Source organism: Rhizobium centroccidentale (assembly GCF_030182565.1).
GTDB lineage: Bacteria > Pseudomonadota > Alphaproteobacteria > Rhizobiales > Rhizobiaceae > Rhizobium.
Window position 1 is genome coordinate 369,280 of the sequence record NZ_JAQJCG010000003.1, and the last position, 26,723, is coordinate 396,002.

Genomic DNA, 26,723 nt, shown 5'->3' on the forward strand with positions numbered 1-26,723 from the left:
TTTCAAAGTGAATAGGATCGGCGGATCACCTCGGCTCGCGTCGGTGCGCCGGATCGTCCTCCAAAGGACTCGCACTTAATGGCGGCGGCGATAGAGGAAAAGCGGATTGCGTCTGCCGGCGGCATGCCTTCTGCCATTGCGAGGGCAAAGGCGCCGTGGAAGATGTCGCCGGCGGCGAGCGTGTCGATAGCCTTGACGGAAATAGTCGGGCAATGCGCGACGGCGTTGTCTTGCTCGTCGAACCAGTAGCTGCCGACAGCCCCTGCCGTCACGCAGATGAAAGCATGATCGAAGCGCTGTCTCAGAAGCTGCGTCATCGCGGACACATCGTTTGTTCCCGTCAGGCGCTGCGCAGCCGGTTCGGAGAAAACAATATGGGTCGCTTCCGGCGCCAGTTGTTCGATGATGCCGTCAGGCGCCACGTCGCCGTCGAGAACGGCCGGCTTGCCCATCGCCCTGGCAGTTTTGAGAACCTGCAGCGCCAGCGCCGGCCAGCGAACATCAACGAGGACGGTATCGAATGCGGCGATATCCTCTGCGGTGAATTCCTTGACGGTATGGTGCAGTTTCGGATCGTAGAAGGGGACGATCAGCCTTTCGCCGTCATCGTCCACCAGGATCGTCGAGACGGCAGAGCGTGCGCCTTCCACACGCAGCATGCCCTCGACATGGATGCCGGTGGCATCCAGATCGCGGATAATGCGCTCGCCGATATCGTCGTGGCCCACGGCACCCCACAGGCTTGCCTTGCCACCCAGGCGCACGACGGCATAGGCGGCGCTGGAGGCCATGCCCTCCGCAATCTGGAGCATGTCATAAGGCAAAACCTTTCCCTGACCTTGGGGAAGGGTGCGGACGCGGAAGAGCGTATCCAGAACGGCGGCGCCGACACAAAGAACGTGCTGGGTCGCGCCGAAGGGTGGGTCAAAGATGGATGGAGCGTTCAAAGCCGCTTTCCGCTCGCCTTGTCGAAAAGATGGATGCTGGACGGGTCGATCGCGATTTCGATCTTGTCGCCGAAGCGAATGTTCAGCCGCTCGCGGAACAGGCAGGAGATTTCCTCGCCGCCGCAATCGAGCTTGGCATAGATCTCGGATCCCGTGCCTTCGACAATGCCGACCTGGGCCGGCAGACCGCTTGCCGCTGCGCGGATATGTTCGGGCCGGATACCGTAGACAAGTGGGCGTCCACCGTGCTCCGCGATCGGAAAGCCTTCCGGCAGGGGCAAGATGAGGCCCTTGTCGCTGCGGAAGGCGCCTTCCTCGATCCTGCCGTCGATGAAGTTCATCGAGGGCGAGCCGATGAAGCCGGCGACGAAGAGATTGGCCGGTCGGTCATAGAGATCGAGCGGCGCGCCGACCTGTTCGATAAAGCCACCATGCAGCACGACGATCTTGTCGGCCATGGTCATCGCCTCGACCTGGTCATGCGTCACGTAGATCGTCGTCGTGCCGATGCGCTGATGCATGGACTTGATTTCGCCGCGCATTTGCACGCGCAGCTTTGCATCGAGATTGGAGAGCGGCTCGTCGAACAAGAAGACCTGAGGATCGCGCACCAATGCGCGGCCCATGGCGACGCGCTGGCGCTGACCGCCGGAAAGCTGACGAGGCAGGCGATCCAGCAGATTTTCGAGGCCAAGGATGGCTGCCGCCTTCTGTACCTTGGCCGCGATTTCCGAAGCGTTTGCCTTTTTCAGTTTCAGCGCAAACCCCATGTTTTCAGCGACCGTCATATGCGGATAGAGCGCGTAGTTCTGGAATACCATCGCGATGTCGCGGTCGCGCGCCGGCAGATGGCTGACCTCGCGCCGGCCGATGTGGATTTCGCCGTCGCTCACCTCTTCGAGCCCGGCGATCATGCGCAGCAGGGTGGACTTGCCGCAGCCCGAAGGGCCGACAAGGACGACGAATTCGCCATCGGCGATATCGACGCTGATATCGTGAATGACCTTCACCTGGCCGTAGCGCTTCTGGATGCTCTGTATATTGACGGGTGCCATGAATGTGATCCTATCCAAAAGATAAAGGCTGCGTCATTTGACGGCGCCGGCCGTCAGACCGGCGATGATCTGCCGCTGTGCGAACATCGTAAGCACAAGCACCGGCAGCGTCACGATCAAGGCCGCCGCCGCAAGTGGTCCCCAGCTCACCTGCTCGAAGGAGAGCATGTTGTAGACGGCGACGGGCAGCGTGCGGGTCTCGCGGCTCGCAAGCACGATACCGAAGACGAAATTGTTCCACGAGAAGATCACCGAGAGAATGAAAGCGACGACGATGCCGGGCCGGGCGATCGGTAGCGCGACAAGCCGGAAGACCTGCCAGGGGGTGGCGCCATCGATGCTTGCCGCCTCCTCCAGTTCCATCGGCGTCGTCTCGAAATAACCGATCATGATCCAGACGACGATCGGTACTGTGACGACGAGATGGATGATGATCTGCGGCCAGAGCGTTCCCAAAAGATTGAGCCATTGAAACAGCAGGAACAGCGGGATGAGGAAGGATAGGCCCGGCGTCATGCGGGCGATCATGATGACGATGGCAGACTTCTCTGCTTTCAGCCGCGCGATGCCGTAGCCGGCCGGCACGCCGATGACGAGCGCGAGCAGGGTGGCTGCCCCCGTCACGAGAATGGAGTTCCAGAAATAGAGGAAGAAGTTGTTTTCCTGGAAGACATTGAGGTAGTTCGCCCAGGCTATGCGATCCGGAATGAGGATCGGCGGGTAGGCGCCGTTATCGATCTCGTATTTCAGCGACAGCGAGATCATCCAGAGGAAGAACAGAATTACGGGCGAGACGATGATCAGGGCCACGAAGAACAGGCCGATGCGGTTGAGTGTCGAGCGCTTCATCTCAATGTTCCTCCGCGTCAGTCCATTTGGTTCGCTGCCGCATCATCAGGAGGATGAAGGAAAGCGCGACGATGATGATGAGGAACACCACTGCCATGGCCGAGCCATAGCCGATATCGTAATAGGAAAAGGCGGTGTTATAGAGGTAGATGTTGATAGTCTCGGATGCCGTTCCCGGGCCGCCTTGCGTCATCGCATAGATGATGTCGAAGCTCTTGATCGCATCGATGCCACGGATGATGACGGCGATCATCAGGAAAGGCGAGATCATCGGCAGCGTCAGGTAGCGGAACTTCTGCCAGGCATTGGCGCCGTCGATTTCGGCGCTTTCATAGGGTTCGCGCGGCACGGAGGCGAGGCCGCCGAGCACGATCAGCATGACCAGCGGCGTCCACTGCCAGACCTCGACGAGGACGAGGGAGGGGATGACGCTCGCCTGATTGTAGATCCACTCCTGCGGTCCGATGCCCACAAGCGATAGCAAGTAGTTGAGCACGCCGAGTTGCGGATGGAACATCATGGTCCAGACGAGTGCCACCGCGACAGGAGTTGCCATCATCGGCATGACGAAGATGCCGCGCAGGAACCCGCGCAGCGGAAAGTTCGCATCGAAGATCAGTGCCGCCAGCGTTCCGAAGATCAAGGGGCCGACGACGGAGAGCACGGTATAGAGAACCGTGTGCCAAAGGGATTCCCAAAAACGCGTGTCGGTCGCCAGCCGGACATAATTGTCCAAGCCGACGAAACTCTGCGATTGACCGAGCGTCCACTTGTTCACGCTCATCCAGAGGGTGAAGACCCATGGGAAGACGATGACGGCGGCAATGACGATCAATGCGGGGATGACGAAGGGCCAGTAGTTGGGAGCAAGCCTTCGCGGCTTGCCCTTTCCTGCGGCTGCTTTTGCGGCAGTATCTTCGATGCTCACGGAGGCCATTATCCCTCGCTTCGCGCCAGAACCGGCTCGAACTGGGCGGTTGCCGTCTTCAGTTCGGCTGCCGGATCTGCGCCGCCGATCATGTTCGTCAGCGCGACACCATAGATGTCGCGGAACTCAGTGACCGGGATGATAACGGGTAGCGCCAGCTGAGAGACCTTCGCGGAGCCGGCGACGGCATCGAGCCAGGCGCCCGGCATCTTCACGCCCTCGCGCACCTTCTGATCCTCCAGGATGGACTGGCGGAAGGGAACACCGGCACCGGCCTGCAGGAGGCGCGCGCCCATGTCGTGCGAGATCGCCCATTGGCAGAAGAGATAGGCCGCTTCCTTTTTCTGGCTGGCAGCCGTCACGCCGAGGCCGTCGCCGGTCGTCGCCGCTGCCTGCGCGTTCGGCCCCTTCGGCATGACGCCGTAGCCGACTTGCCCGACGACACGGGATTTTTCGGGGTTTTCGATCGGCGGCGCAAAACCGACACCATCCACCCACATGCCGATCTTGCCCTGCAGGAAGGCCGATTGCGCTTCCGCCCAGTTGAAGCCGGAAACACCGGGAGGTGCCGATTTCGTCATCAGGCGCTGATAGAGCTTGGCGGCGTCGACGGCACCCTGCGATTCCGTCTGCAGCTTGCCGTCAGCCGAAAGCGGTGTGGTGCCATAGCCGAGCATGAAGGTCGTCCAGACCGGCGCGTTGGCATTCTTCAGGCCGCGGGCGACGAAGCCGTAGGTATTGGTCGATTTATCTGTCAGCGCCTCGGCGGCTTTCGCCATATCTTCGAAGGTTTCGGGATAGGCGAGGCCCTTCTTCTCGAATAGGGCCTTGTTCCAGTAGACGATCCAATAGTCTACCGAGAAGGGCAGAGAGCGCATGACGCCAGAGGAATCCTTGGCGAATTTCAGGCCGGCCTCGGCGAAATCGCTTTCCGTCAGCGAGGGATCGGTGAGCGACGGGTCCTTCATGAAGCCGCTGATATCGGCAAGCCAGCCGCCCTTTTCAAATTGGCGCTTCTGGACATGGTAGCTCAGATGGACGACGTCGAAGCTTGGCTTGCCGGAGCTGAGCTCGATCGTTGTCTTCTGACGCTGCTGCTGCTCGGGCGTCGCCTCGGCATTAACCTTGATGCCCGTCAGGGCTTCGAACTCGCTCAGATATTTGAGGATCGTCTCACTGCGCGGGCTCTTGACCAGATTGACTTCGAGCGTCGTGCCGGAAAAGCGCTTCCAGTCGACGGCTGCCGAGGCGGTGCGGACACCGAAAAGGCTTGCCGCGCCGAGTGCGGCGGTGCCGGCCATGAAGCCGCGACGTGTCGGATTGAAAAATGGCGATGACATTGCGTTCCTCCTCCTTTGGCCGAAAATCTCCTCATTCGCGGCCTGTTATCTAAAACTGTTTACATCTTTAACGCGCGATCTCGCGCTCCGCCGATATGGGCTACCAGCGCGGTAACCGCCTCTTCGGCTGAGCGCCTCTCAATGGCTTCGAGCACTTTCAGATGCTCTTCCATGACCGGACCGACATGGCCGTTGATGCGGAACCTGTCCTGGCTGATCAGCCGCATCTTGATCGAATTGACGCGATAGGCATTCGAGATGATCGTGTTGCCGAGCGCATCGATGAAGGCATCGTGCATGCCCCAATCCACCGACTGCGCGTGAAGTTCTAGCTCCTGCGAGCTGTCACCGGCCCGAATGGCATCCGCGATATCGCGATGGTCCTTCAAAAGCTTGGCAATCGTCTCGTCCGATGCTGAATGGGTAAAAAGCGCGACGGCTTCCTTTTCCAGAAAGAGACGAAGTTGGAAGGCTTCGCGGATCAGATCCAGATCGATATGGGCGATCTGCAATCCGCGCTGCGGAACCGTCTTGATCAGCCCTTCCGCTTCCAGGCGCGGGATCAATTCGCGGATCGCGCCGAGCGTTAGTCCCGTCAGTTCGACAAGCCGCCGCTGCGAGATGAATTGCCCGGGACGAACGTCGCGTGCCAAAAGATGGCGCGTGAAGCTCTCATAGGCTTTCTCTCTCAACGTCGTCTGTTCGCCTGGTCCGTCCATCGGCAGCTCCGGCTGATCGGTTAGGCTGCTTTGGCGCGAAACAGTGCGCCGAAAGCAGCAAAGAGCGTGTCGGAATCTTGGCTGTTCAATGCCACGAGCGGCGGACGTACAGCGAGCCAGCTATCGTTGTCAGTCAAACGGGCGAGAATGGCCTTGATCGAGGGGATGACCGGATAGTTCAGCAGTTGCCCGACGAAGCGCTCCACATTGGCGTCGTCGATGCCCTTTTCCGCCATGGCCTGAACTTCGCGAGGAAGGAGATTTGCCATGCCGGAGATTGCTCCCTGTCCGCCGAGCCGAACGCCGCGGGCCAGATGCCGCTCGTCGCCGATCAGAATGATGAGATCGCCATGCGTCTTCAGCAATTCCTCGGTATAGGGCCAATCGCCTGAGGAGTCCTTGACGCCGACGACGACCTCCGGAAATGCGTCGCGCAGGCGACCAACGAGGGAAATGGAGAGCGGCACCATCGTCACCGACGGAATATTGTAGACGATCACGTCGCGGGCATGCGTGCCCAGCATGGTGAAAACGGCCGAAAACCATTTGAAGAGGCCGTCGTCGCTGACATTCTTGAAGTAGGAGGGCGGCGCGAGGAGAATGTTGCGGACACCCTGCGCCAGGGCCTGTCCAGCCTGTGCAGCAGCATCCTCGGCGGCATCGACCAGTACGCCCATGACGATCTGCCTGGGCTTGATGCCGGCGGCGATCATGGCGGCCAGAACCTGTTTGCGCTCCTGCATGCCGATCGACGCGCCTTCGCCTGTGGTGCCGAAAAGGGTGACGCTCTTGCAGCCATTGGCAAGGCAGTGCTTCGCCTGTTCGATCACGCCTGGGATCGCAATCTCGCCATCCGCGTCAAAGGGTGTTGCCAAGGCGGCCGACAGGCCAAAATTCTCGCTCATCCGATCCTCCCGATCTTATGGGATCAGTGCGTAGCATACTGACATGTTAGTTGTAAAGCGAAGTTTATGTCAGTTGCGCATATGTGATGACGCGGATGTCGAATTAGCGGTGGTAGGCAATGGAAAGCGGTTGATGGAGGGAATTTCACGGAGCCTATCGGGGATCAAGCAGCGAGAATGTTACGAGATCCCATGATGGGTGAGAGCAAGACCTAAGCCCCATCGGTTGGTCGTGTGGCTCAGGAGGTGATCTGTTAGCCGCATGCAGGGACGTAATCGAGCCCGCCATCAATCTTTGACGGTCGACCATCGAGGAAAAGCTCGCCGATCCGCGGCGCCGAGCGGGCGATGATCTTGCCGCGCTTGATGACGGCGAGGCGATTGGGTTTCAGGCGCAGCGCCTCCTGCGTGTCGACAGCCTGCAGCACAACGAAATCGGCATTGCAGCCCTTTTCCAGGCCGTAACCTTCAAGGCCGAGCGTCTTGGCGGAGTTGACGGTTAGTGCGTCGAAGATCTTCTTCTTGTCTTCGATGCCGGCCATCTGTGCGACGTGGATGGCCATGTGGCCGACCTCGAGCATGTCGCCGGAGCCCATCGAATACCAGGGGTCCATCACGCAATCATGGCCGAAGGAGACATTGAGCCCGGCATCCATCAGTTCGCGCACGCGCGTCATGCCGCGGCGCTTGGGATAGGTGTCATGGCGGCCTTGCAGCATGATGTTGATGAGTGGGTTGGGGATGACGTTGATCTTCGCCTCTGCCATCAATGGGATGAGCTTGGAGACATAGTAATTGTCCATCGAATGCATCGAGGTCAGGTGTGAGCCGGCAACGCGGCCCTGTAGCCCGAAACGGACCGTCTCTGCCGCCAGCGTCTCGATGTGACGCGACATCGGATCGTCGGTTTCGTCGCAATGCATATCGACGGGAAGGCCGCGATCTGCGGCGATCCTGCAAAGCGCCTCGACCGAGGCTCTGCCCTCATCCATCGTCCGCTCGAAATGCGGAATGCCGCCGACGATATCGACGCCCATATCGAGTGCGCGCGAGAGGGAGGCAACGCCGTCCTTGGCGCGGTAGTATCCATCCTGTGGGAAGGCGACGAGTTGCAGGTCGATATAGGCCTTGACCCTGTCCTTCACCTCCAGAAGCGCTTCGGCCGTCACTAGCTTCGGATCGGAAGTGTCGACATGGCTGCGGATGAAGAGCAAGCCTTGGGTGACGGCGAGATCGCAGTAGCGCAATGCGCGGTCGACAAGCTCCTCCTTCGTTACGATCGGGCGCAGCTCTCCCCAAAGCGCGATGCCCTCCAGAAGCGTGCCGGAATTATTCATGCGCGGCAGGCCAAGCGAAAGCGTCGCATCCATATGGAAATGCGGGTCGACAAAGGGCGGGCTCACCAACCGATTGGTCGCGTCGATTTCTTCCCTTGCCTCGGCGACAATCGAGGCTTCGATTGCTGCGATCTTGCCGTCCTTAACCGCGATGTCGATGCCCTTGCGGCCATCAGGCAGATTGGCATTGCGAATGATCAGATCGAACATGAACGGTTCCTCGGATTATCTTTCACCACGGCGATAGGGTTGCATCAGCGCCTGTGGCACGCGGGCACGCCTGCTCATGACGGCAAGGGCAACGATGGACAGGATATAGGGCGTCATCAGGAAGATCTGATAGGGCACACCCTGCACCGCCGTCTGCAGGCGCAGCTGGAAAGCGTCGAAGAAGGCGAAGAGCAGGGCGCCGAACAGCGCCCGGCCCGGCCGCCAGGACGAAAAGACAACGAGCGCGATGCAGATCCAGCCGCGGCCCTGCACCATCGTTGGAAAGAAGCTGTTAAAGGCGGAAAGCGTCAGGAAAGCGCCGCCCATGCCCATCAGCGCGCTGCCGGTAATGATGGCGCCGTAGCGGATCTTCATCGGGTTGAGGCCTTGAGCCTCGGCCGCATGCGGGTTCTCACCCGTCATGCGGATCGCAAGCCCGATGGGCGTGCGAAAGATCAGATAGGCCATGACCAGCGCGACCAGGATTGCGAGATAGGTCGGCGTCGTCTGTGTGAAAAGCGCCGGGCCGATGAAGGGCAAGGTGGAAAGACCGGGAATGGCGATCGGCTGGAACGGCGTGATGGTCGGCGGCGTCCCAGCGACCGGAACGATCAGCCGGAAGATATAGTAACTGAAACTGGATGCAAACAACGTCACACCGAGACCTGAAACATGTTGCGACAGGCCGAGCGTCACCGTCAGGGCCGAATGCAGAAGTCCGAAAATGCCGCCGGCGATTGCCGCGATCAGTAGGCCGGTCCATAAATCGGCGCCGTGATAGACGGAGAGCCAGCCGATCATCGCGCCGAAGGTCATGATGCCCTCGATGCCGAGATTGAGAACGCCGGCTCTCTCGCAAAGCAACGCGCCAAGTGTGCCGAAGATCAAGGGTGTCGCAATCCGCAGCACGGCAGCCCAAAGTCCGGCTGAAGCAATGATATCGGCCAGCGTGCTCATCGGCGGATCCTGTACTGCGTGAAGAACAAGGCGATGAGCATGGTCAACAGCGACAGGGCAACCGTGACGTCGGCAATGTAAGTGGGGATGCCGAGGCTGCGGCTCATGCCGTCGGCGCCGACGAACATGGTTGCGGTGAAGATCGCCGCAAGGACGACGCCGAGCGGGTTGAGGTTTGCAAGCATGGCAACGACGATGCCGGCATAGCCGAAGCCTGGCGACAGATCGGTCGTGACGTAACCTTTGACGCCCATGACTTCGATCGCGCCGGCAAGGCCGGCAAGCCCGCCCGAGAGACAGGCGACCTTGACGAGTGTCGAGCCGAGGCGAACGCCGGCGAAGACGGCGCCTGACGGATTGAGGCCGGCTGCTCGCGACTGCATGCCGAAGACCGTGCGCGACTGGATGAAATAAACGATCGCAGCAATGAGGATTGCAATCGTAAAGCCGATATGAAGGCGCGATCGGGCGATCAGCTTCGGCAGCATGGCGTGATCGCCAAGCGCCTGGGATTGCGGCCAGCCGAATGCCGTCGGGTCCTTCAGCACGCCGTCGATCAGCATGGAGACGAAGAGAACGGCGATGAAATTCAAAATAAGGCTCGTCACGACCTCATCGACGGAAAAGCGTAGCCGCAGCCATAGCGGCACGAGGATCAGGATCATGCCGGCAATGGCGCCGATCATCATCAACAGCGGAATAAGGACCGAGCCGGGCAACCCGGCAAGTATTTTCGACCCGAAAGCCGCAACGGCAATGGCGCCGAAATAGAATTGCCCCTCGGCGCCGATGTTCCACAGGCGAGCACGAAAGGCGACGGCGGCAGCAAGACCCGTCAGGATCAATGGCGTTGCACGCGTCAATGTCTCCGTTGCCGAAAGCCGCGACCCGAAGGCCCCAAGCAAAATCCGCCGATAGGCTTCGAGGACAGGCGCTCCGGCAATCGCGATCAAGATGCCGGCGAGCGCCAGGGCCGCGATGACCGCAAGCGGCGGCGCCAGGACCATCATGTAGAGTGGGCGGTGTTCGCGCCGTTCAAATCGCATGTTCGGCCCCGCTTCTTTCCTTCCACTCACCAGCCATCATCAATCCCAGCAGGCGTGCATCGGCCTCACCGGCATCGATTGGTGCCGAAAGACGACCGCCGACGATGGCCTGGATGCGATCGGCCAAGGCGATCACTTCGTCCAAATCCTCCGAGATCAATAGAACGGCGGTACCCTGTCGGCGCGCTTCCAGAATGCGTCCGTGAACGGCGGCTACGGCCCCTTCATCCAGTCCGCGCGCCGGCTGGGCGGCGATGAGGATTCGTGGTCGCTCATGGAGATTGCGGCCGAGGATCAGCTTCTGCATATTGCCGCCAGACAGCAGCCGGGTGCGGCTTGCCGCACTGCCGCCGCGCACATCGAATGCCTCGATGATATCCTGCGCGAAGGCCATGCCGGCACCGCGGTCGACCAGACCATGTTTCGAATAGGAAGACAGGCGCTCGAGCACGGTATTCTCCCAGATCGCCATTTCGCCGATCGCACCATCACGATTTCGGTCTTCCGGAATGCGACCGATGCCTGCATCGATGACCGCAGCCACATCAAGATCGCCGACGGGCTTGCCGAACAGAAGGAGTTCACCGGAGGAACGGTTTGCGGTGCCGGACAGGATTTGCCCCAGGGGCGCCTGGCCGTTACCCGACACGCCGATAATGCCCAGAACTTCGCCGGCGCGGACATGAAAGCTGATCTTCTTCAGGCGCTCGACGCCGCCGCTTTTGAGCGTGATGTCGCGGGCTTCGAGCGCAATAGCGCCGGGGATGCTTTTCTCGCGAGTTGGGCGCGTGACGCGATGTCCGACCATAAGTTCGGCAAGCTCGGCCTTGCTGGTCTGAGATGCCTGCCTTTCGGCCGCAACCTTGCCGCCACGCAGGACGACGATACGGTCGGCCGTGGCCATGACTTCATCGAGCTTGTGGGAGATGAAGATCAAAGACAGGCCTTGTGCGGCCATCTGTTTCAGCGTCGAGAAGAGCTTTTCCGCCTCGATCTGGGTGAGAACGGCGGTCGGCTCGTCGAGGATCAGGATGCGCGCATCATTGTAGAGCGCTTTCAGGATTTCCACCCGCTGCTGCTCGCCGACCGAGAGATCGCCGAGGCGGGCATCGGGGTCGACCTTCAGGCCGAAACGTTCTGAGATCGCCAGAAGCTTGTTGCGGGCCGCCGCAATTTGGGATGTGAGCGACCACAACCTCTCGGTGCCAGTCATGATGTTGTCGAGCACCGTCAGGTTCGGCGCCAGCGAGAAATGCTGATGCACCATACCGACACCAGCCCGAATTGCGGCGCGAGGCTTGCCCTGTGGCAGTTCCACATTGTCGATCAGGATGCGGCCGGTATCGGGCACATAGTGGCCGAAGAGGATACTCATCAGCGTCGTCTTGCCGGCGCCGTTTTCTCCGAGCAGGGCAACGATCTCGCCTTTTGCCAAGGACAGCGAGATATTGTCATTGGCGAGGGTGCTGCCGAAGCGCTTGCTGACACCTTCGATGGTAAGAACGGCTGTGGTCATGTCGCGAAGCCTGCAATCGGGAAGCGGTGTTGCCACCGTTGCTCGGCCTCGAGCGCAGATGCAAGCTGCAGCAACAGCTTATCCTCACCCATGGGCGCCATCATCTGGATCGGCAGCGGCAATCCCTGCGTATCTTCACCGAAGGGAAGCGTGATCGCCGGAAAGCCGGATATGTTGGCGAGCGAGGCCAGAGGCGCAAAGGATGTCATGCGCTCGAGGTGCAATTCCGTGTCCGAATGATCTGTCGGAAAGGACCCGATGGATGGCGGCGCCGAGGCGAGCATGGGCATCACGATGACATCCACCCTATCGAAGATCTCCCATAGAATGCGACTGGCCTTCACGGCGCCATTGAGGGAGCTCCAAAGGGCTGCTGCCGGCATGGCGCGTCCACGCATGACGAAGGCTTGCGTCATCGTCTCCACGAGGCGCACGTCCAGTTTGAGACCGTCAATCAGGCCGGCGATATTGACGGAGATGATATCACCAAAGGCACGGGCGCTGGCCTGGATGGCGCTGTCCATCTCATCCCAACGGATGAATATCAGCTCGTTTCCTTGGCTTTCCAGGAACCTGGCCGCTGCTTCCACCGCTTGGGCCCGATCCGACTCGATAGCGTAGCGCTGTCCGGTATCGGTAAGCAGACCGACGCGAAGTTTGCCCGTTTTGGCCGGGTGTTGAACGATGTCCGCGTACGGCCCTCTTGCCCTTCCCCGGACAATATCGAAGATCGCTGCGGTGTCGCGCACGGAGCGGGTGACCGCAAGTTCGCTGGCGATGCCGCCGAGATGATTGCCGAAGGAGGGGCCGGCGGGCACGGCGCCGCGTGTCGGCTTCAATCCGACAAGGCCGCAGCAGGCGGCCGGCACCCGGATCGAGCCGCCCGCATCCGTTGCATGCGCGATCGCCACGATACCGGCGGCGACCGCTGCCGCGGCACCGCCTGATGAGCCGCCGGCAGTTCTGCTAGGATCCAACGGATTTCGGCAGATCGGGCCGATTGCCGGTTCGGAGGCCAGTGAGAAGCCGAATTCCGGGCTGGTGCTCAAGCCGAAGGCGCAGAGGCCGGCATCGCGAAAACGTCGCGCTAAATCGCTGTCCTCGCCCCGACCGGTGTGGGCGAACAGGCGAGAGCCAGCCGTCACCGGCAGTCCCGGGAAGGGGCCGCCGAGATCCTTGGCGACCGTCGGCACTCCGGCAAAGGCTCGCCCCGCAAAGCGGTCTGGATGTACGGATGCCTCCTGATCCAAGGCGAGCGCTGCCGCAAGCCCTGTTTCAGGATTGACATAGGTAATGGCGCCAAGCTCACCTTGCTTGGCGCAGGCATCAAGCGCAGCCTGCATGGCATCCACGCAGGTAAGCGTGCCGGATTTGATGGCGCCGGCCTGCTCCGTGGCATCGGCGAATGACGGGCTGCCCATGATCGCGCCGGGCAGTTACTTCGGCTGATCCGCTACCTTCGGCACTTCGAAGGTGCCGGCCTTGATGTCGGCACGGACCTTTTCCATTGCAGCTTCCGCCTCTGCTGGTGCTGTGCCCTTCACATAGACGATATCACTTCCGCCTTCCTTCATCAGGCCATAGGCCGTGTAGTTGCGGCCCACCGGCTTGCCGGCGGCGACATCGGCGATTGCGGCATTGAGAATGGGGCGGAAATACCACATGGCATTGGCAAAAACGGTATCCGGATAGCGCGGCGTGTAATCGATCAGCGATCCCACCGATTTGATATGCCGCTCCTTGGCGGCATCCGCAGTGCCGATGCGTTCGCCGAAGAGAACGTCGGCGCCGGCGTCGATCTGCGCGAGGCCGGCTTCGCGCGCCTTCGGCGGATCGAAGAAGGTGCCGATGAAGGAGACGAGATGCTTGCAGTCGGGATTAACCGCCTTGACGCCGGCGGCAAAGGCATTGATCAGCATGTTGACTTCCGGGATCGGGATGGCGCCAACGGAGCCGACGACGTTCGACTTGGTCATCTTGCCCGCCAGCATGCCGGCGAGATAGGCGCCGTCATAGTTCCAGGTGCCGAAGACACCGAAATTGCTGCCGGCTGCTTCGCCGCTGGAGCCGAGAACGAAGGCGGTATCCGGATAATCGGCGGCGACCTGGCGCGCTTCCTTCTCGACGGCATAGGCCTCGCCGATGATCAGCTTGTTGCCCTGTTCGGCATATTCGCGCATGGCGCGCGGATAGTCCGTGCCGGAGACGCCCTCGGAAAAGACGTATTCGATAACGCCTTCCTTGGCCGCGTCCTGCAGCGCCTTGTGAAGACAGGAATTCCAGGCGTTTTCGACCGGCGAAGCATGGATGCCCGCCACCTTGAGCGGTGCGGCAGCGCGTGCGGCCGGCGCCAGCGCGCTGACGCCAAGGGCAATGCCGGAGGCTATGACGGCACGGCGTGACAGTATGATTTCATTGGTCATTTTCAGTTCCCCTGCTTTTTGATCAATTGGTAAAAATCATAGGAGGGGGCTAAAAAAGTGTCAAGCGACCCGGGTGCTCAAATAATATGCGGACGACAAGTATCTGCCAGTTGCCGGTGGCTCCAGGCAGCCGGCTAGGTTGCTATTTCATCGCTCCACGCACAACGGTCTGGTAGAGGTTGACGAATGAGCGCGTCAGTCGGCGATCCGTTCGATCATATGGCCGATCGCCTGACGGTAGCGGTTAGCGTCGCCGCCGGCATCGATCGCAAGAGCGGCCCGATCGAAGGCGGCCGATAGAATATCGGCAAGCGCGTCGACCGGAGTACCAGATTTGCGGCCGTGACTGAGCGCTACTTCCAATCCCTCCTTTAGGGCGAGGGCCGTCGTTTCCTCGTCCAGTTGTTTCATTTCCATAAAACCCAGCACGGTCGGCCCCTCGATCAGTAGAAGCCGGGTGCGGCCGTTAATTTGCATGGCGTCGAGATATGCATTGCTACCGGCAATAAGAGCAGCGCGTGGCGCAAGTTGATCAGGGGTCGCCTTCTCTATAGCGGCTTTCACGGCGAGGGCTTCCTCTCTGACGACAGCGCGAAAGAGCGCGCGCTTGTCCTCAAAATGATGATAGAGCGCGCCGCGGGTAATGCCGGCTGCCGCAACGATCTCTGGCGTTGACGTCTCGGCATAGCCCTTTTCCACGAACAAGACCCGTGCAGCCGCGATGAGTGCGGCCTTGGTCTTTTCGGTTCTTTCACGATTGGAGCGCGGATCTTGCATGCATGCAGCCTGTATGTTATCCGAAATAATACAGGCAGATTGTATGTCTTTTGGGGGAGGAAGTGAAGCATGAAGGTAACGAGCTATTATCCGGTGATCATGACGGAGCGCGTCGAGGAGACGGCGGCCTTCTACGTGAAGCATTTCGGCTTCCAGGAGAATTTCACCAGTGATTGGTACGTCCATCTGCAGTCGGCTGAAGACAGCACTATTAATCTCGCCATTCTAAACGGGCAGCACGAGACGATTCCGCTGCGGGGACGCGGTAAGGTCGCAGGCTTATTGCTCAACTTCGAAGTAGACGATGTCGATGCCGTTCACGAGCGCTTGCGGCCGGCTGGCCTGCCGATCCTGCTTGCCATCTGCAACGAGGATTTCGGTCAACGTCATTTCATAACATCCGATCCGAACGGTGTTTTGATCGACATCATCAAGCCGATATCGCCGAGTGCTGAGTTTGCATCTCTCTATGCCGAGAATGCCTTGTCGCAGGATCGTTAAGGTGTTGGGTGCAATCGATAAAATCGAGCGATGCAACTCTATCTTTGATTAACTAGGTCGCTTCACCCAATATTTCGCTTTTCATGCGACAAAACCGGCAAAGGTAAGGTGACCCATGCAAGAGCTCCCGGTTTCGTCAAAAATCATCAAATCAGTCTATTTCCGCCCGGATGACGGGCGGCTTTATATCCGCTTCAGAAATGGCGAAGAACGTCAATTCACCGGCGTTCCGCAGAAGGCGGCGATCGCCATGGTGAAGGCGCCATCGCCCGGCCAGCACTATATCGAGCATATCCGCACCCAGTTCGAACGCGTCGCCTGAGGCGCGAGCCGCCGGCTGATCGGCATTCTCGTTACGAAAGAGCTGACTCGTTGTTTCCGTCGCGAATTCCACCGGCGGAACGACCTTTATGTCTCGGCGCATTGATAAACGCTGAGTTGCGCTATCTATATCAATCATAACCATCTTTCAGGGAGGAAGAGGCGTGATTGATGAAAAGCAACTTATTTCCAAGATCACCTGGAGGCTTATGCCCTTTCTGGGCATCCTCTATCTGATCGCCTATATCGATCGTCAGAATGTCAGTTACGCCAAGCTCGATATGGTCGGTGCGCTTGGCATGAGCGAATATGCCTATGGTCTTGGTGCGTCGCTGTTCTTTATCGGCTATTTCATCTTCGAGGTGCCGAGCAACCTGCTTCTCGACAGGTTTGGAGCCAGCAGGTGGTTTGCGCGCATTCTGATTTCTTGGGGAGCGGTCACGGTCGCGCTTGCCTATACGCAGAATGCGACCATGTTCTATGTTCTCCGCTTCTTGCTGGGCGCCTGCGAGGCCGGATTCTTTCCAGGCGTGCTCTATCTGTTGACCCTTTGGTATCCATCTGCCTATCGCGGCAGGATGGTCGGGCTTTTCATGATTTTCAGCGCCTTTGCCAATGCGATCGGTGCGCCGCTCGGCGGCGTGCTGCTGGACTTGAATGGGCTTTATGGAATTGCGGGCTGGCAATGGGTCTTCCTGGTGACCGGTGTTCCCGCCATCCTTGCCGGCTTCGTCACCCTGTTTTATCTGCCAGACCTGCCGTCCAAGGCGCCGTTCCTCGACGATACGGAAAAGAAATGGCTGAAGGACCGGCTCGCGGTGGAAAATTCGGATATGGAGCAGAACGCCGCTGATGGCTTCAAGGCACTGGTTAATCCACGCGTGCTGCTGATGGCGCTTTGCTATATCGGTTTTCCGCTCGCCGCCTATGGTCTCAGTTATTGGCTGCCGACCATTGTCAAGAATTTCGGCGTCAGCAATACGACGAACGGCTTCCTGAACATCATTCCATGGCTTCTCGTTGCAATCGCTCTCTATGCTGTGCCGGCGGCGGCGGACAAGACCGACTCCAAGACGCCTTATATCGTCATTCCCGCGCTGGTCGGTGCCGTAAGCCTGGTGTTATCCGCCGTTATTCCCGACCATACGCTGCAGTTTGCTTTCCTTTCCATCGCAGCCGCCGGTATCTTCGCAGGCCAGCCGGTGTTTTGGAGCCTGCCATCGCGCTTCCTGCAGGGGGCAGGGGCTGCCGCCGGTCTTGCTGCCATCAATTCGGTCGGCAATCTCGGCGGCTTTATCGCCCAGAACGTCGTTCCCTGGATCAAGGATTCCACAGGAAGCACGATCGCGCCGATGTTCTTCCTTGCGGCCTGCCTGCTGGCAGCGGCACTTTTGGTTCTCGTGGTTGGGCGCATGGTGCCGCGCACGCCTAGACCTGAAGATCTCGGCAATTCAGGCGCAGCACGCGTGAAATGATTACGCCTATCCCAGCGAAAGCTTTCTTCGAATGAGAGGGGCGGCCTGATGGCCGCCCCAATTTTCAAGTGACTGCTGATGGCGAGCTCACGCAAAGGCGTAGGAGCCATCCGGGCGCTTCGGCACGCGCCGCTGCCAATGGATGTAGCCCTCCTCTTCCATGGCCTTCTCGTCCATGTCGACGCCCCAACCGGGTCGGTCTGGCCTGAGCTCGAGGTAGCCGTCCTTCGGCAGATAGGGATCGACGACATAGCGGGTTTCGCCCTGTCGCTGCTCGACTTCGTTGCCGCCATAAACATAGGCCTGGCCTTTCGGCAGCCTGTATTCGAGGATTTTGAAGTTCTGCGCGGCGGCCGAGAAATGCACGTTGACGGCAGTCGCGAGCGGTCCCATCGGGTTGTGCGGAGCAACGCCGACGAAATGCGCCTCGGCGAGCGTCGCGATGCGCCGCATCTCGCTGATGCCGCCGACCACGCAGATATCCGGCTGGATGAGGTCGGCGCCCTTGACCTGCAGCAGGCGCAGGAACTCGTTGCGATTATAAAGGGATTCGCCGGTCGCGAGCACGCAATTGAGGCCTTGTTTCAGCTCGCCCCACATCTCGATGTTTTCGGGCCGCAGCGGCTCCTCGTAGAAAAGCGGATCGTAAGGAGCCAGCGCATTACCGAGCTGGCGAGCGGCGACCGGCTCGAAGATTTTCGCATGGGCGTCGAAGGCGATCTCATAATCGTCGCGCACGGTCTCGCGCAGCGAACGGAAATAGTCGGCCGATGCCTTGACGACATTGCCCCAGCGATGAGCGTGCATGTCGATGCGCCATGGGCTGAGCTTGAAGGCGGTAAAGCCCCATTCAGCGTTCAACCGGTCGAGCTCGTCGCGGGCAGCCGGCGCGTCCGGTGCGGTGTAGACGCCGGCATAGACCTTGATGCGATCGCGCACCGCGCCGCCGAGCAGCTTATAGACCGGAACATTAAGCGCCTTTGCCGAGAGGTCCCAAAGGCAATGATCGAGCGCGGAAATGGCCGAAAGGCCAAGCGCGCCCGGCGGGAAGCGGCTCTGCTGGATCAGCAGATTGACCAGATAGTCGATGCGGCTCGGATCCTGGCCGGAGAGGAAACCGTAGAGATAGTCGAGGATCGGCGGCAGCGCCAAATCGGGGCCGTGGTTGTAGCACTCGCCCCAGCCGGTCAGTCCGTCATCCGTATCCAGCGCCACGATAACGCGCGGGCGATCCTTGTCGCGGGTCACGAAAACCCGCATGCGGTCGATCTTCATCTTATCTTCCTTCTATCGATTGACATGAATGCGGCATGGGAGCTGCCGCAGGTGGGGAAATCGTTGCCACATCGGCACGAACCCGGAACGGCCGGTCTCGTCGGAAATCTCACGCCGCGCTCCCGTTCTTCACGGTTGCGGGCTCGACATAGCGGAAGCGTCGTGAGCGGTCCCGGTCCCGAGGGTCGGGGCGCGGGATCGCCGAGATCAGCGCTTGCGTGTAGGCATGTTCGGGTGAATTGCAGACCTTGTCGGCATCGCCGACCTCGACCAGGCGCCCTTTGTACATGACGCCGACGCGGTCGCACATGTAGCGGATGACGCCGATATCGTGGCTGATGAAGATATAGGCAAGACCAAGGTCGTCCTGCAGGCGCATCAGGAGATCGAGCACCTGCGAGCGCACGGAGACATCGAGAGCGGAGGTTGCCTCGTCGGCGACGATCACGCGCGGATTGAGCGTGATGGCACGGGCAATGCCGATGCGCTGGCGCTGGCCGCCGGAAAAGGCATGGGGATAGCGCTCGCGTGCTCTCGGATCGAGCCCGACCTGCTCCATCAGATGGCAAACCCGCTCGTCGAGCGCCCGGCCTTTGGCGATGCCGTTGACGAGCAATGGCTCGCCGATAATTTGCGAGACCGTCATGCGCGGATTGAGCGAGCCGAACGGGTCCTGGAACACCATGCGCAGCTCGCGACGCGCGGCCGCAAGGGCCGCCCCCTTGGCGCTTGCGAGATCGGTGACGTCGCCATCGGCGCGGCGATAGAGAATTTCCCCTGCACTCGGATCGATAAGGCGCATGATCGAGCGGCCCATCGTCGTTTTGCCCGATCCGCTTTCCCCGACGATCCCAAGCGTCTCGCGCGGCAAAAGTGAGATCGAGACATCATCGAGGGCGCGCACCTCACCGAAGGCCATCGAGACATTGCGCAATTCGAGGATCGGGGCCGCGGCTCTATCGAGCGGCGGTCGCGCCAGCCGGATTTCGGCCTTCCTCTCGAGCTTCAGCACCGAACCGATCAGCATGCGCGTATAGTCATCCTTCGGCGCGTGGAAGATTTGTTCGACGGAGCCGTATTCCTTGACCACGCCATTGTGCATGACGAGCACGTCGTCAGCGATCTGAGCGACCACGCCCATGTCGTGGGTGATGAACAGCACCGCCATGCCGTTGGCCTTCTGCAGCCGGGCAATGAGATCGAGGATTTCGGCCTGCGTGGTCACGTCGAGCGCTGTCGTCGGCTCGTCGGCGATCAGAAGCTGCGGCCTGCAGGCAAGCGCCATGGCGATCATGGCGCGCTGGCGCATGCCGCCCGAATATTGAAAAGCGTAACGGTCGATCGCTTTTTCCGGAGAGGGGATTTCCACCTGCTTCAGAAGCGAGATCGCCTCGGCGCGTGCCTCGGCCTTGCTCATCTTCGTATGGAGGCGCAGCGCCTCCATGATCTGGTCGCCGACCGTATGGACCGGCGAGAGCGACGCCATCGGCTCCTGAAAGATCATGGCGATATCGCGCCCGCGGATCGACCTGATCTGCCGCCCGCGCGGATTGAGCTTGACGAGATCGACCGATTTGCCGCTGGCGTCATTCAGAATGATCGAACCGCCGGTGATGCGGCCGGGGGCATCGACGATCTGCAGGATGGAGCGGGCGGTCACCGATTTGCCCGAGCCGCTTTCTCCGACGACGCAGAGCGTTTTTCCCGGCTCGATGGCGAAGGAGAGATTGTCGACCGCGCGAAACGTGCCGGTTCGCAAGGGAAAGTCGACGGTGAGGTTCTTGACCTGCAGCAGAGGGCGAGCGGTGTTCATGGATACGATATCGGTCATGCCCGCCTCATTTGTTGTAGGGATCGGCCGCATCGCGCAAGCCGTCGCCGAGAAGGTTGAGAGCCATGACGGCGATGACGACGGCGACACCCGGCAGGAAGAGCCACGGTGCGGTTGCGATCGAGCGGATGTTCTGCGCCTCGCGCAGCAGCACGCCCCAGGAAATGGTTGGCGGCTGCAGGCCGAGGCCCAGGAAGGAGAGGGATGTCTCGGCCAGGATCATCGCCGGTACGGCAAGCGTGATCGAGGCGATGATGTGGCTGGCGAAGCTCGGCAGCATATGACGAAAGATGATGCGCCCCTCGCTGGCGCCGTCGAGCCTGGCCGCGGCGACGAACTCTTCCGTTCGCAGCGACAGGAAACGGCCGCGCACGACGCGGGCAAGCTGCGCCCAGCCGGTCAGCGAGAGAATGATCGTGATCATCATATATTGCAGTGCCGCCGGCCAGCCTTGCGGCAGGGCCGCCGCCATGGCGAGCCAGATCGGGATTGTCGGCAGCGACAGCACGAAGTCGATCAGGCGTTGGATGAAGAAGTCGAGCTTTCCGCCATAATAGCCTGAAATACCTCCTAGAACGATACCGAGCAGGAGCGAGAAGAACACGCCGACAAGGCCAATGGACAGAGAAATCTGGGCACCTTGAACGGTACGGCTGAACACGTCGCGACCGAGCCGATCCGCCCCGAACAGCAAAAGCGGTGTCGACTTGTCCGAGGATGCCAATAGATGGATGTCGCTCGTGAAGAGACCGAGCACGGAATACTCATAGCCGCGCCCGAACAGGCTGATGGAGACGCGCTTGGTCGTATCTTCCTTGAAGATCGGCGCAAGCGTCTCCGGATCGCGGGTAAGCTTCAGCGGATAGTAGTGCAGCCCGAAGGAAAAGCCGTTGTCCGTATCGAAGAAATGCACCCTTTGCGGTGGATGGAAGGTTGCGCGAGCATTCTGCTGATTGGGGTCATTGATCGCAAAGAATCCGGGCGCGATCGCAACGATGTACATCAGCACGGTAACGACGAGGGCGATCATGGCGAGCTTGTGGCGGCGGAATGCCCACCAGATCAACTGCCATTGCGATGCCACCGCGTTGCGGTCAGGGCGCAGGTTTGTGACGGCGATATCGGCCATGGGCTGCTCCTATTCCAACCGGATGCGGGGATCGACGAGGGCAAGCAGAATGTCACTGATGAGTGACCCGATCAGCGTCAGTGCGCAGATCAAAAGCACGAAGGCACCGGCGAGATACATGTCCTGCGCCATCAGGGCTTGCAGCAGCAAGGGTGCCGCTGTCGGCAGGTTGAGGACGATCGCGACGACGACGGATCCGGAAATGAGATTGGGCAGCAGCCAGGCGATGGTCGAGATGAACGGATTGAGCGCGATGCGCAGCGGGTATTTCACCAGTAACCGAAACTCAGAGAGGCCTTTTGCCCGAGCCGTTGTCACATAGGGCTTCGGCAGCTCGTCGAGCATGTTCGCGCGCATGACGCGAATGAGGCTTGCGGTCGACGAAACGGCAAGAATGACGACCGGCAGCCACAGATGCGACAGGAGGTCCAGCATCTTGGCGATGCTCCAGGGTGCCGTCTCGAATTCGGAAGAAAACAGACCGCCGACATCCTGGCCGAACTCGACGGCGGCGACATACATCAGCACGAGCGCCAGCAGGAAAGAGGGAATGGCAAGTCCGAGAAAGGTGAAGGCGGTAAAGAAATAATCGCCGATCGAGTATTTCTTGACGGCGGAATAGACGCCGATCGGCAGCGCGATCGCCCAGGTGGCGATCAGCGCGGCGAGCGCCAGAATGAGCGTCAGCGCCATGCGCTCCCAAATGAGGCCGGAGACAGGCTGCTGCCATTCGAAGGAGATGCCGAAATCGCCGCGCGAAAGGATGCCCCACATCCATTTCAGATACTGGATGAGCATCGGCTGATCGAGGCCGAAGCGTTCGCGCAGCTGTGCGGCCGTATTCTGGTCGACCACTTCATTCGAGGAGGCGAGCGTTGCGATATAGGTCGTCACGTAGTCGCCGGGAGGCAGCTGAATCAGCACGAAGGCAAGGAAGCTGATGGCGAAAAGGGATGGGATCATCCACAAAAGGCGTTTACCGATGAAGGCCAGCATGGCTGTTTCTCGCAGTAAGTGCTGCCACGGGGCAGCTCCGCATGAAGGATAGCGCCGCCCATGAAAGGCGGCGCCTGATCGGTGTGATCAGCTAGTGAAGAAGAATTGCTGTGGCATGGCCGGTCCCGGATTGGGCCAGGACCAGCTGTCCGGCTGCTTTTCGGGAACATTGTGCAGATTATTGCGGATGATGCCGAAGCCACCGACGGCAAGGCAAAGTCCAACGGTTTCAAACTCTTCGGCCGCGATGTCAAAAATCTCCTTCATGACGGCGCCGCGCTTGTCGAGATCGGCTGTCGAGCGCGCTTCATCGAAGAGCTTCATGCGCTTCTTTTGGCTTTCCGGCGGCTCTTCGCCCTGTTTGCCGTTCGATGTGTACCAGACCGACCACGGAATGGCGTAGCGCGAGCCTTGCGGGTGGAAGGCGAAAAAGTCACGCGGATCAAGCATTGGGTCGAGACCGCCAGGTCCCGGCCAGACCTGGGCATCATGGGCGTTGTCGTCGCCACGGGTGTAGTAAAGCGCGCGCTCGATCGTGTTGACCTTCATGTCGACGCCGATCTGCGCCCAATGTGCTTTCACCAGTTCGAGAGCGTCGACCAGATCGGGATAGAGGGTCGGTATGACATCGATGGCGAAGAAGACTTTCTGACCATCCGGTCTCAAACGGAAGCCGTTCGTATCCTTTTTGCCATAGCCGGCCTGGTCCAGCATGGCGCCGGCCTTGTCCGGATCGTAGTCGGTGAACTGGCGAGCATATTTCTCGTTGTACCAGGGATGCTCCGGGCGTGGTCCAGCCTGGTAGGGCTGGCTTTGGCCGAAATAGACGATGTCGATGATTTCCTGCCGGTTGATCCCGAGCGAGAGTGCCTGTCGGACCGATTTGTCGGCAAACATCTTGCGCATGGCCGGATCTTTATGAGTGATGTTGAAGTAGATCTGGCATTGCTGTGAGGTCGAAGGGACAAGGGTGAGAAGGCGGTAGTCGCCCTTCTTCATGTTCTGCGAGAGCGTCGGCTTGTTGGCGAGCACGCTAATGTGGCGCTCCTGAATATCGATCTTGCCGGAAATGACGTTCAGCATCAGTGATTCTACGTCCTGCGAGATGCCGAAATTGATCTCGTCGACATAGGGAAGCTGGTTGCCTGATGTATCGACCTGCCAGAAGTATGGGTTGCGGGTCATGACCACGCGGGTTGCGCCACCTGTATAGGGTTCCTTGACGACCCAGGGATCGAGCGTCGGCTTGTCCGGATTGCCCCAGCGCGAGGGAATTTCGATGTCGCCGCAGCGGGCGCGGAAGAGTTCGGGCCAATTGCTGACGCCGGCCTTCTTCGCATCTTCGGTGACGTTCGGATTGTATTTCGGCAGGAACTGGCTGCAATAGTGCTTCGGAAACAGCGTCGGATGCTGGCCAAGCGGAGTTGCCAGATTTTCCAGATAAAGCGCGTTCGGCGCGGCAAAGGTGAACTTCACCGTATAGTCGTCGATCTTCGTGACATCGACTGCCTTGCCGGCAACGGACAGCTGAGCCGGCGTCGCACTATAGAGATCGGTATTCTTGACGCAGTCCTCGATGGCGAAAACGACGTCATCTGCCGTGAACGGCTGGCCGTCGGACCAGCGGGCACCTTGAATAAGGTAGAAGGTGAATTGCGAGGCGTCGGCATTGACGTCCCAACGCTCGGCGAGGTTCGGCAGGACCTGAGTGAACTCAAGGTTCCAGCGCACCAGACTTTGATTGCCCACCATGCGCAGAATGCCGTTATGGTCAGACGAGCCTCGCAGACCACGTCGCAAGGTGCCGCCATAAGTGCCGACTTTTTCGTAAGGGGTGACTACCATCGGCTTTTTCGGCAGCCGGTCGGCCAGCGGCGGCAGCTTGCCATCCTTGACAAGCGCAGCCAGGGCGGGCGCCTCGCCGCCTGCATCGGCGGCGTTGACCCGACCGGCCAGAGATAGGGCTGCCATTCCCGCCATGCCGCCGAGGACAGCACGTCTGCTCACGCCGCGGGACAATATTTCATCGCGCATCGAATCCCTCCCGTTTTGACTTCGGCCGGGTTTTGCCTCGACCGATGCGACAGGCTCCCGCCCCGTCGCCATGCACCCCTCTGGCGCAGCGTCGAGACCATATTACGTTCTCAGATAATTACAAGAGTTGACAGATTTTTACAGATTTAGTAGCCCTGTCGCGCAGGAAATGCGCTATGGCTGTCGCTGGCCGGCATTCATGAAGGACGATGATGAAACTCTCTGTCGCCAACGATTCCGGTGTGGGCGCGACGCGCTTCGGCGATATCATCTACGAGAGGATTGTCGCCATGATCGCGGATGGAACCTTTCCGGTGAATGAGCGGCTGCCGGCGGAAGCCAAGCTCGCGGAAATGTTCGGCGCGTCGCGACCTGTTGTGCGCGACGCTCTGGAGCGGCTGCGCATGGACGGTTTGATCGTGTCGCGCAAGGGGTCGGGTTCCTATGTGAGGCAAAGACCGGATTCCTCGGTCCTGAAAATGGTACCTGTGGGATCGCTTGCCGATGTCCAACGCTTTTTCGAATTTCGCGCCGGGCTTGAGGCAGAGGCGGCCGAGCTTGCGGCGCGCAACTGGCAGACGGCCGATAGGGAACGGATCACACTGGCGCTTCAAAAGATCGAACAGTGTCTCGGCGAAGGCCGCCTTGGTGCTGAAGAGGATCAGGAACTGCACGACGCCATTGCGATCGCGACCGGCAATCAGTTCCATATCACCGTCCGCGAATTGTTCCGGCCGCACTTCGCCATCGGTCATTCCGTGACCCGCAGCCTCAGCCTCAAGCGGACGCCAGAGCAGATCCGCAGTGTTCAGGATGAGCATGCCGTCATCGTACAGGCGATTTTCGCGCGGCAGGAAACCGAGGCTCACGACGCCATGAAGCGACATATCTTGAATGCACGCGCCCGCATGTTCCAGGGCGTCTAGGGAATTGGATGAGGCGAAGGCGAGGTGATGTCTTCTTTACGTCTCCTCGTTTGCGTCTCGATGGATGATAAAGGGTAAGGGTAGGAAGATGAGCATTGAAACCATGCGGCAGGTGCTGACCGGCGTCTCCGGTGTTCCGGTCACGGCCTATGATGGAAGTGGCGAAGTGGAACCACGCGTCACCGCTCAGGTCTATCAGCGGGTAGCGGCTGCCGGGATTCATAACATCGTTGCAGCGGGCAATACGGGCGAATTCTATGCGCTGACGCCGGGAGAAATCCGCCGCGTCCACGAAGCTGCGATCAAGGGTGTCGAAGGCAAGGCGCCGGTGACGGCGGCGATCGGCCGTTCATTGCGCGAGGCGGTCCAGATGGCGAAGGATGCTGCCTCGATCGGCGCCTCCGCCGTCATGTCCCATCAACCGGTGGATCCGTTCGCCGCACCCGGCTCGCAGATCGACTATTTTCGCGATCTGGCGGAAGCTTCGCCGCTCCCGCTCGTTGCCTATGTCCGTGCCGAAGGGTTCAGCGTCGATGACATGGTTCGACTGGCCGGCCACGGCAATATAGCCGGCATCAAGTTCGCGACGACGGATCTGATGCTGCTTTCAAGGGCGATCGCGGCTTCCGATCCGAATGGCGCGCTATTCGTCTGTGGTCTCGCTGAGAGTTGGGCCCCGACATTCGCCGCCGCCGGCGCAAGGGGCTTCACTTCCGGCCTCGTCAATGTTGCTCCGAAGCTGTCGCTTGCTGTGCATGCAGCTTTGGAGAAGGGTGATTTTGCCGCTGCCCGCGCCATCGTCAACAAGCTCGAGCCCTTCGAACGCATGCGCACCAAGTTCCGCAACGGAACAAACGTTACCGTCGTCAAGGAGGCCGTCACCTATTCCGGCCTGAAGGTCGGCCCCGTTCGCGTTCCAGGCGTGCCGCAGCTCGACGTAAAGGACCGCGAGGAGCTGTTTGCCTTGTTGCGCAATTGGCAGGAAGCGGGCGAACTTGCCACCGGCTGATGCCTCCAGCGGTGGCGAGCTCTTCATGAACCGAACTCGACGTTCTAAATACGTCGCTACCAGACAGTCCGAACGCATTCGAAGCAGCCTGCTTCGTACATGTACGACATGGTATCTCGTCATATATGTCAGCGGTTTGGCGAATGGCGCTGTGTGAAATGATACTGGCCGACCCGTCAGCTTTTGCTGGAGTCGGCCATTCGTTGGAGCGGACCAA

24 protein-coding genes are annotated in these 26,723 nt (G+C 60.1%); 5 read left to right on the forward strand and 19 right to left on the reverse strand.

Going from position 1 to position 26,723, the window contains the following annotated elements; translation table 11 throughout:
* Positions 1-2: 2 nt before the first annotated feature.
* The 14 genes from PH562_RS05620 to PH562_RS05685 all read right to left on the reverse strand — a co-directional run bounded on the left by PH562_RS05620 (position 3) and on the right by PH562_RS05685 (position 15,009).
* Positions 3-947, reverse strand: coding sequence for a sugar kinase (locus PH562_RS05620; protein ID WP_285171952.1), 945 nt, complete (start codon positions 945-947; stop codon positions 3-5).
* A complete protein-coding gene (locus PH562_RS05625) occupies positions 944-2,002 on the reverse strand; it encodes an ABC transporter ATP-binding protein (RefSeq protein WP_285171953.1) in 1,059 nt (352 codons plus the stop codon). Before PH562_RS05625 ends, PH562_RS05620 begins: the two co-directional genes overlap by 4 nt.
* 33 nt (positions 2,003-2,035) lie before the next feature.
* Entirely contained in the window at positions 2,036-2,851 is an 816-nt protein-coding gene (locus tag PH562_RS05630) for a carbohydrate ABC transporter permease (RefSeq protein WP_015342735.1), read from the reverse strand.
* Between the two features lies 1 nt (position 2,852).
* Positions 2,853-3,788: a carbohydrate ABC transporter permease gene (locus PH562_RS05635; protein ID WP_285171954.1), complete on the reverse strand. Its 936-nt coding sequence runs from the start codon at positions 3,786-3,788 to the stop codon at positions 2,853-2,855.
* The gene (locus tag PH562_RS05640; protein ID WP_285171955.1) at positions 3,788-5,119 is read right to left on the reverse strand and encodes an ABC transporter substrate-binding protein; all 1,332 of its coding nucleotides are present in this window, start codon (positions 5,117-5,119) and stop codon (positions 3,788-3,790) included. The genes PH562_RS05635 and PH562_RS05640 overlap by 1 nt, the downstream gene beginning before the upstream one ends.
* A gap of 59 nt (positions 5,120-5,178) precedes the next feature.
* Positions 5,179-5,838 carry a GntR family transcriptional regulator gene (locus PH562_RS05645; protein WP_285171956.1) on the reverse strand — a complete coding sequence of 220 codons (660 nt, stop codon included), beginning with the start codon at positions 5,836-5,838 and terminating at the stop codon, positions 5,179-5,181.
* 20 nt (positions 5,839-5,858) lie between these two features.
* Complete coding sequence (locus PH562_RS05650) at positions 5,859-6,743, reverse strand: dihydrodipicolinate synthase family protein (protein WP_285171957.1); 885 nt, start codon at positions 6,741-6,743, stop codon at positions 5,859-5,861.
* A 254-nt stretch (positions 6,744-6,997) separates the two neighbouring features.
* Entirely contained in the window at positions 6,998-8,290 is a 1,293-nt protein-coding gene (locus tag PH562_RS05655; RefSeq protein WP_285171958.1) for an amidohydrolase family protein, read from the reverse strand.
* Between the two features lie 15 nt (positions 8,291-8,305).
* Positions 8,306-9,247, reverse strand: coding sequence for an ABC transporter permease (locus PH562_RS05660; protein ID WP_285171959.1), 942 nt, complete (start codon positions 9,245-9,247; stop codon positions 8,306-8,308).
* Positions 9,244-10,293, reverse strand: coding sequence for an ABC transporter permease (locus PH562_RS05665; protein ID WP_285171960.1), 1,050 nt, complete (start codon positions 10,291-10,293; stop codon positions 9,244-9,246). The genes PH562_RS05660 and PH562_RS05665 overlap by 4 nt, the downstream gene beginning before the upstream one ends.
* Positions 10,283-11,809 (reverse strand): ABC transporter ATP-binding protein, encoded by a 1,527-nt coding sequence (locus PH562_RS05670; protein ID WP_285171962.1) that lies wholly within the window; start codon positions 11,807-11,809, stop codon positions 10,283-10,285. Before PH562_RS05670 ends, PH562_RS05665 begins: the two co-directional genes overlap by 11 nt.
* Positions 11,806-13,230 (reverse strand): amidase, encoded by a 1,425-nt coding sequence (locus PH562_RS05675; RefSeq protein WP_285171963.1) that lies wholly within the window; start codon positions 13,228-13,230, stop codon positions 11,806-11,808. The genes PH562_RS05670 and PH562_RS05675 overlap by 4 nt, the downstream gene beginning before the upstream one ends.
* Positions 13,231-13,245: 15 nt before the next feature.
* Positions 13,246-14,232 (reverse strand): BMP family protein, encoded by a 987-nt coding sequence (locus PH562_RS05680; protein ID WP_113231094.1) that lies wholly within the window; start codon positions 14,230-14,232, stop codon positions 13,246-13,248.
* 195 nt (positions 14,233-14,427) lie between these two features.
* The gene (locus PH562_RS05685) at positions 14,428-15,009 is read right to left on the reverse strand and encodes a TetR/AcrR family transcriptional regulator (RefSeq protein WP_285171964.1); all 582 of its coding nucleotides are present in this window, start codon (positions 15,007-15,009) and stop codon (positions 14,428-14,430) included.
* Positions 15,010-15,078: 69 nt separating this feature from the next.
* Between PH562_RS05685 and PH562_RS05690 the strand changes: the two genes are divergently transcribed.
* From PH562_RS05690 to PH562_RS05700, 3 genes are all read left to right on the forward strand, one after another.
* Positions 15,079-15,510: a VOC family protein gene (locus tag PH562_RS05690; protein ID WP_285171965.1), complete on the forward strand. Its 432-nt coding sequence runs from the start codon at positions 15,079-15,081 to the stop codon at positions 15,508-15,510.
* 115 nt (positions 15,511-15,625) lie between these two features.
* Positions 15,626-15,832 carry a KTSC domain-containing protein gene (locus tag PH562_RS05695; protein ID WP_113231097.1) on the forward strand — a complete coding sequence of 69 codons (207 nt, stop codon included), beginning with the start codon at positions 15,626-15,628 and terminating at the stop codon, positions 15,830-15,832.
* A gap of 163 nt (positions 15,833-15,995) precedes the next feature.
* Positions 15,996-17,306 (forward strand): MFS transporter, encoded by a 1,311-nt coding sequence (locus tag PH562_RS05700; protein WP_285171966.1) that lies wholly within the window; start codon positions 15,996-15,998, stop codon positions 17,304-17,306.
* An 87-nt stretch (positions 17,307-17,393) separates the two neighbouring features.
* Here PH562_RS05700 and PH562_RS05705 read toward each other — a convergent pair whose 3' ends face one another.
* The 5 genes from PH562_RS05705 to PH562_RS05725 all read right to left on the reverse strand — a co-directional run bounded on the left by PH562_RS05705 (position 17,394) and on the right by PH562_RS05725 (position 24,571).
* Positions 17,394-18,581, reverse strand: a complete 1,188-nt coding sequence (locus PH562_RS05705; protein WP_285171967.1) for a galactarate dehydratase — start codon at positions 18,579-18,581, stop codon at positions 17,394-17,396.
* 109 nt (positions 18,582-18,690) lie between these two features.
* Positions 18,691-20,412 carry an ABC transporter ATP-binding protein gene (locus PH562_RS05710; protein WP_285171968.1) on the reverse strand — a complete coding sequence of 574 codons (1,722 nt, stop codon included), beginning with the start codon at positions 20,410-20,412 and terminating at the stop codon, positions 18,691-18,693.
* Positions 20,413-20,419: 7 nt separating this feature from the next.
* Positions 20,420-21,541, reverse strand: a complete 1,122-nt coding sequence (locus tag PH562_RS05715) for an ABC transporter permease (protein ID WP_285171969.1) — start codon at positions 21,539-21,541, stop codon at positions 20,420-20,422.
* 9 nt (positions 21,542-21,550) lie between these two features.
* A complete protein-coding gene (locus tag PH562_RS05720; RefSeq protein ID WP_113231102.1) occupies positions 21,551-22,537 on the reverse strand; it encodes an ABC transporter permease in 987 nt (328 codons plus the stop codon).
* 87 nt (positions 22,538-22,624) lie between these two features.
* Entirely contained in the window at positions 22,625-24,571 is a 1,947-nt protein-coding gene (locus tag PH562_RS05725; RefSeq protein WP_285171973.1) for an ABC transporter substrate-binding protein, read from the reverse strand.
* A 212-nt stretch (positions 24,572-24,783) separates the two neighbouring features.
* Between PH562_RS05725 and PH562_RS05730 the strand changes: the two genes are divergently transcribed.
* The gene (locus tag PH562_RS05730) at positions 24,784-25,497 is read left to right on the forward strand and encodes a FadR/GntR family transcriptional regulator (RefSeq protein WP_095437639.1); all 714 of its coding nucleotides are present in this window, start codon (positions 24,784-24,786) and stop codon (positions 25,495-25,497) included.
* Positions 25,498-25,585: 88 nt separating this feature from the next.
* A complete protein-coding gene (locus tag PH562_RS05735) occupies positions 25,586-26,506 on the forward strand; it encodes a dihydrodipicolinate synthase family protein (RefSeq protein WP_285171974.1) in 921 nt (306 codons plus the stop codon).
* Positions 26,507-26,723 lie beyond the last annotated feature (217 nt).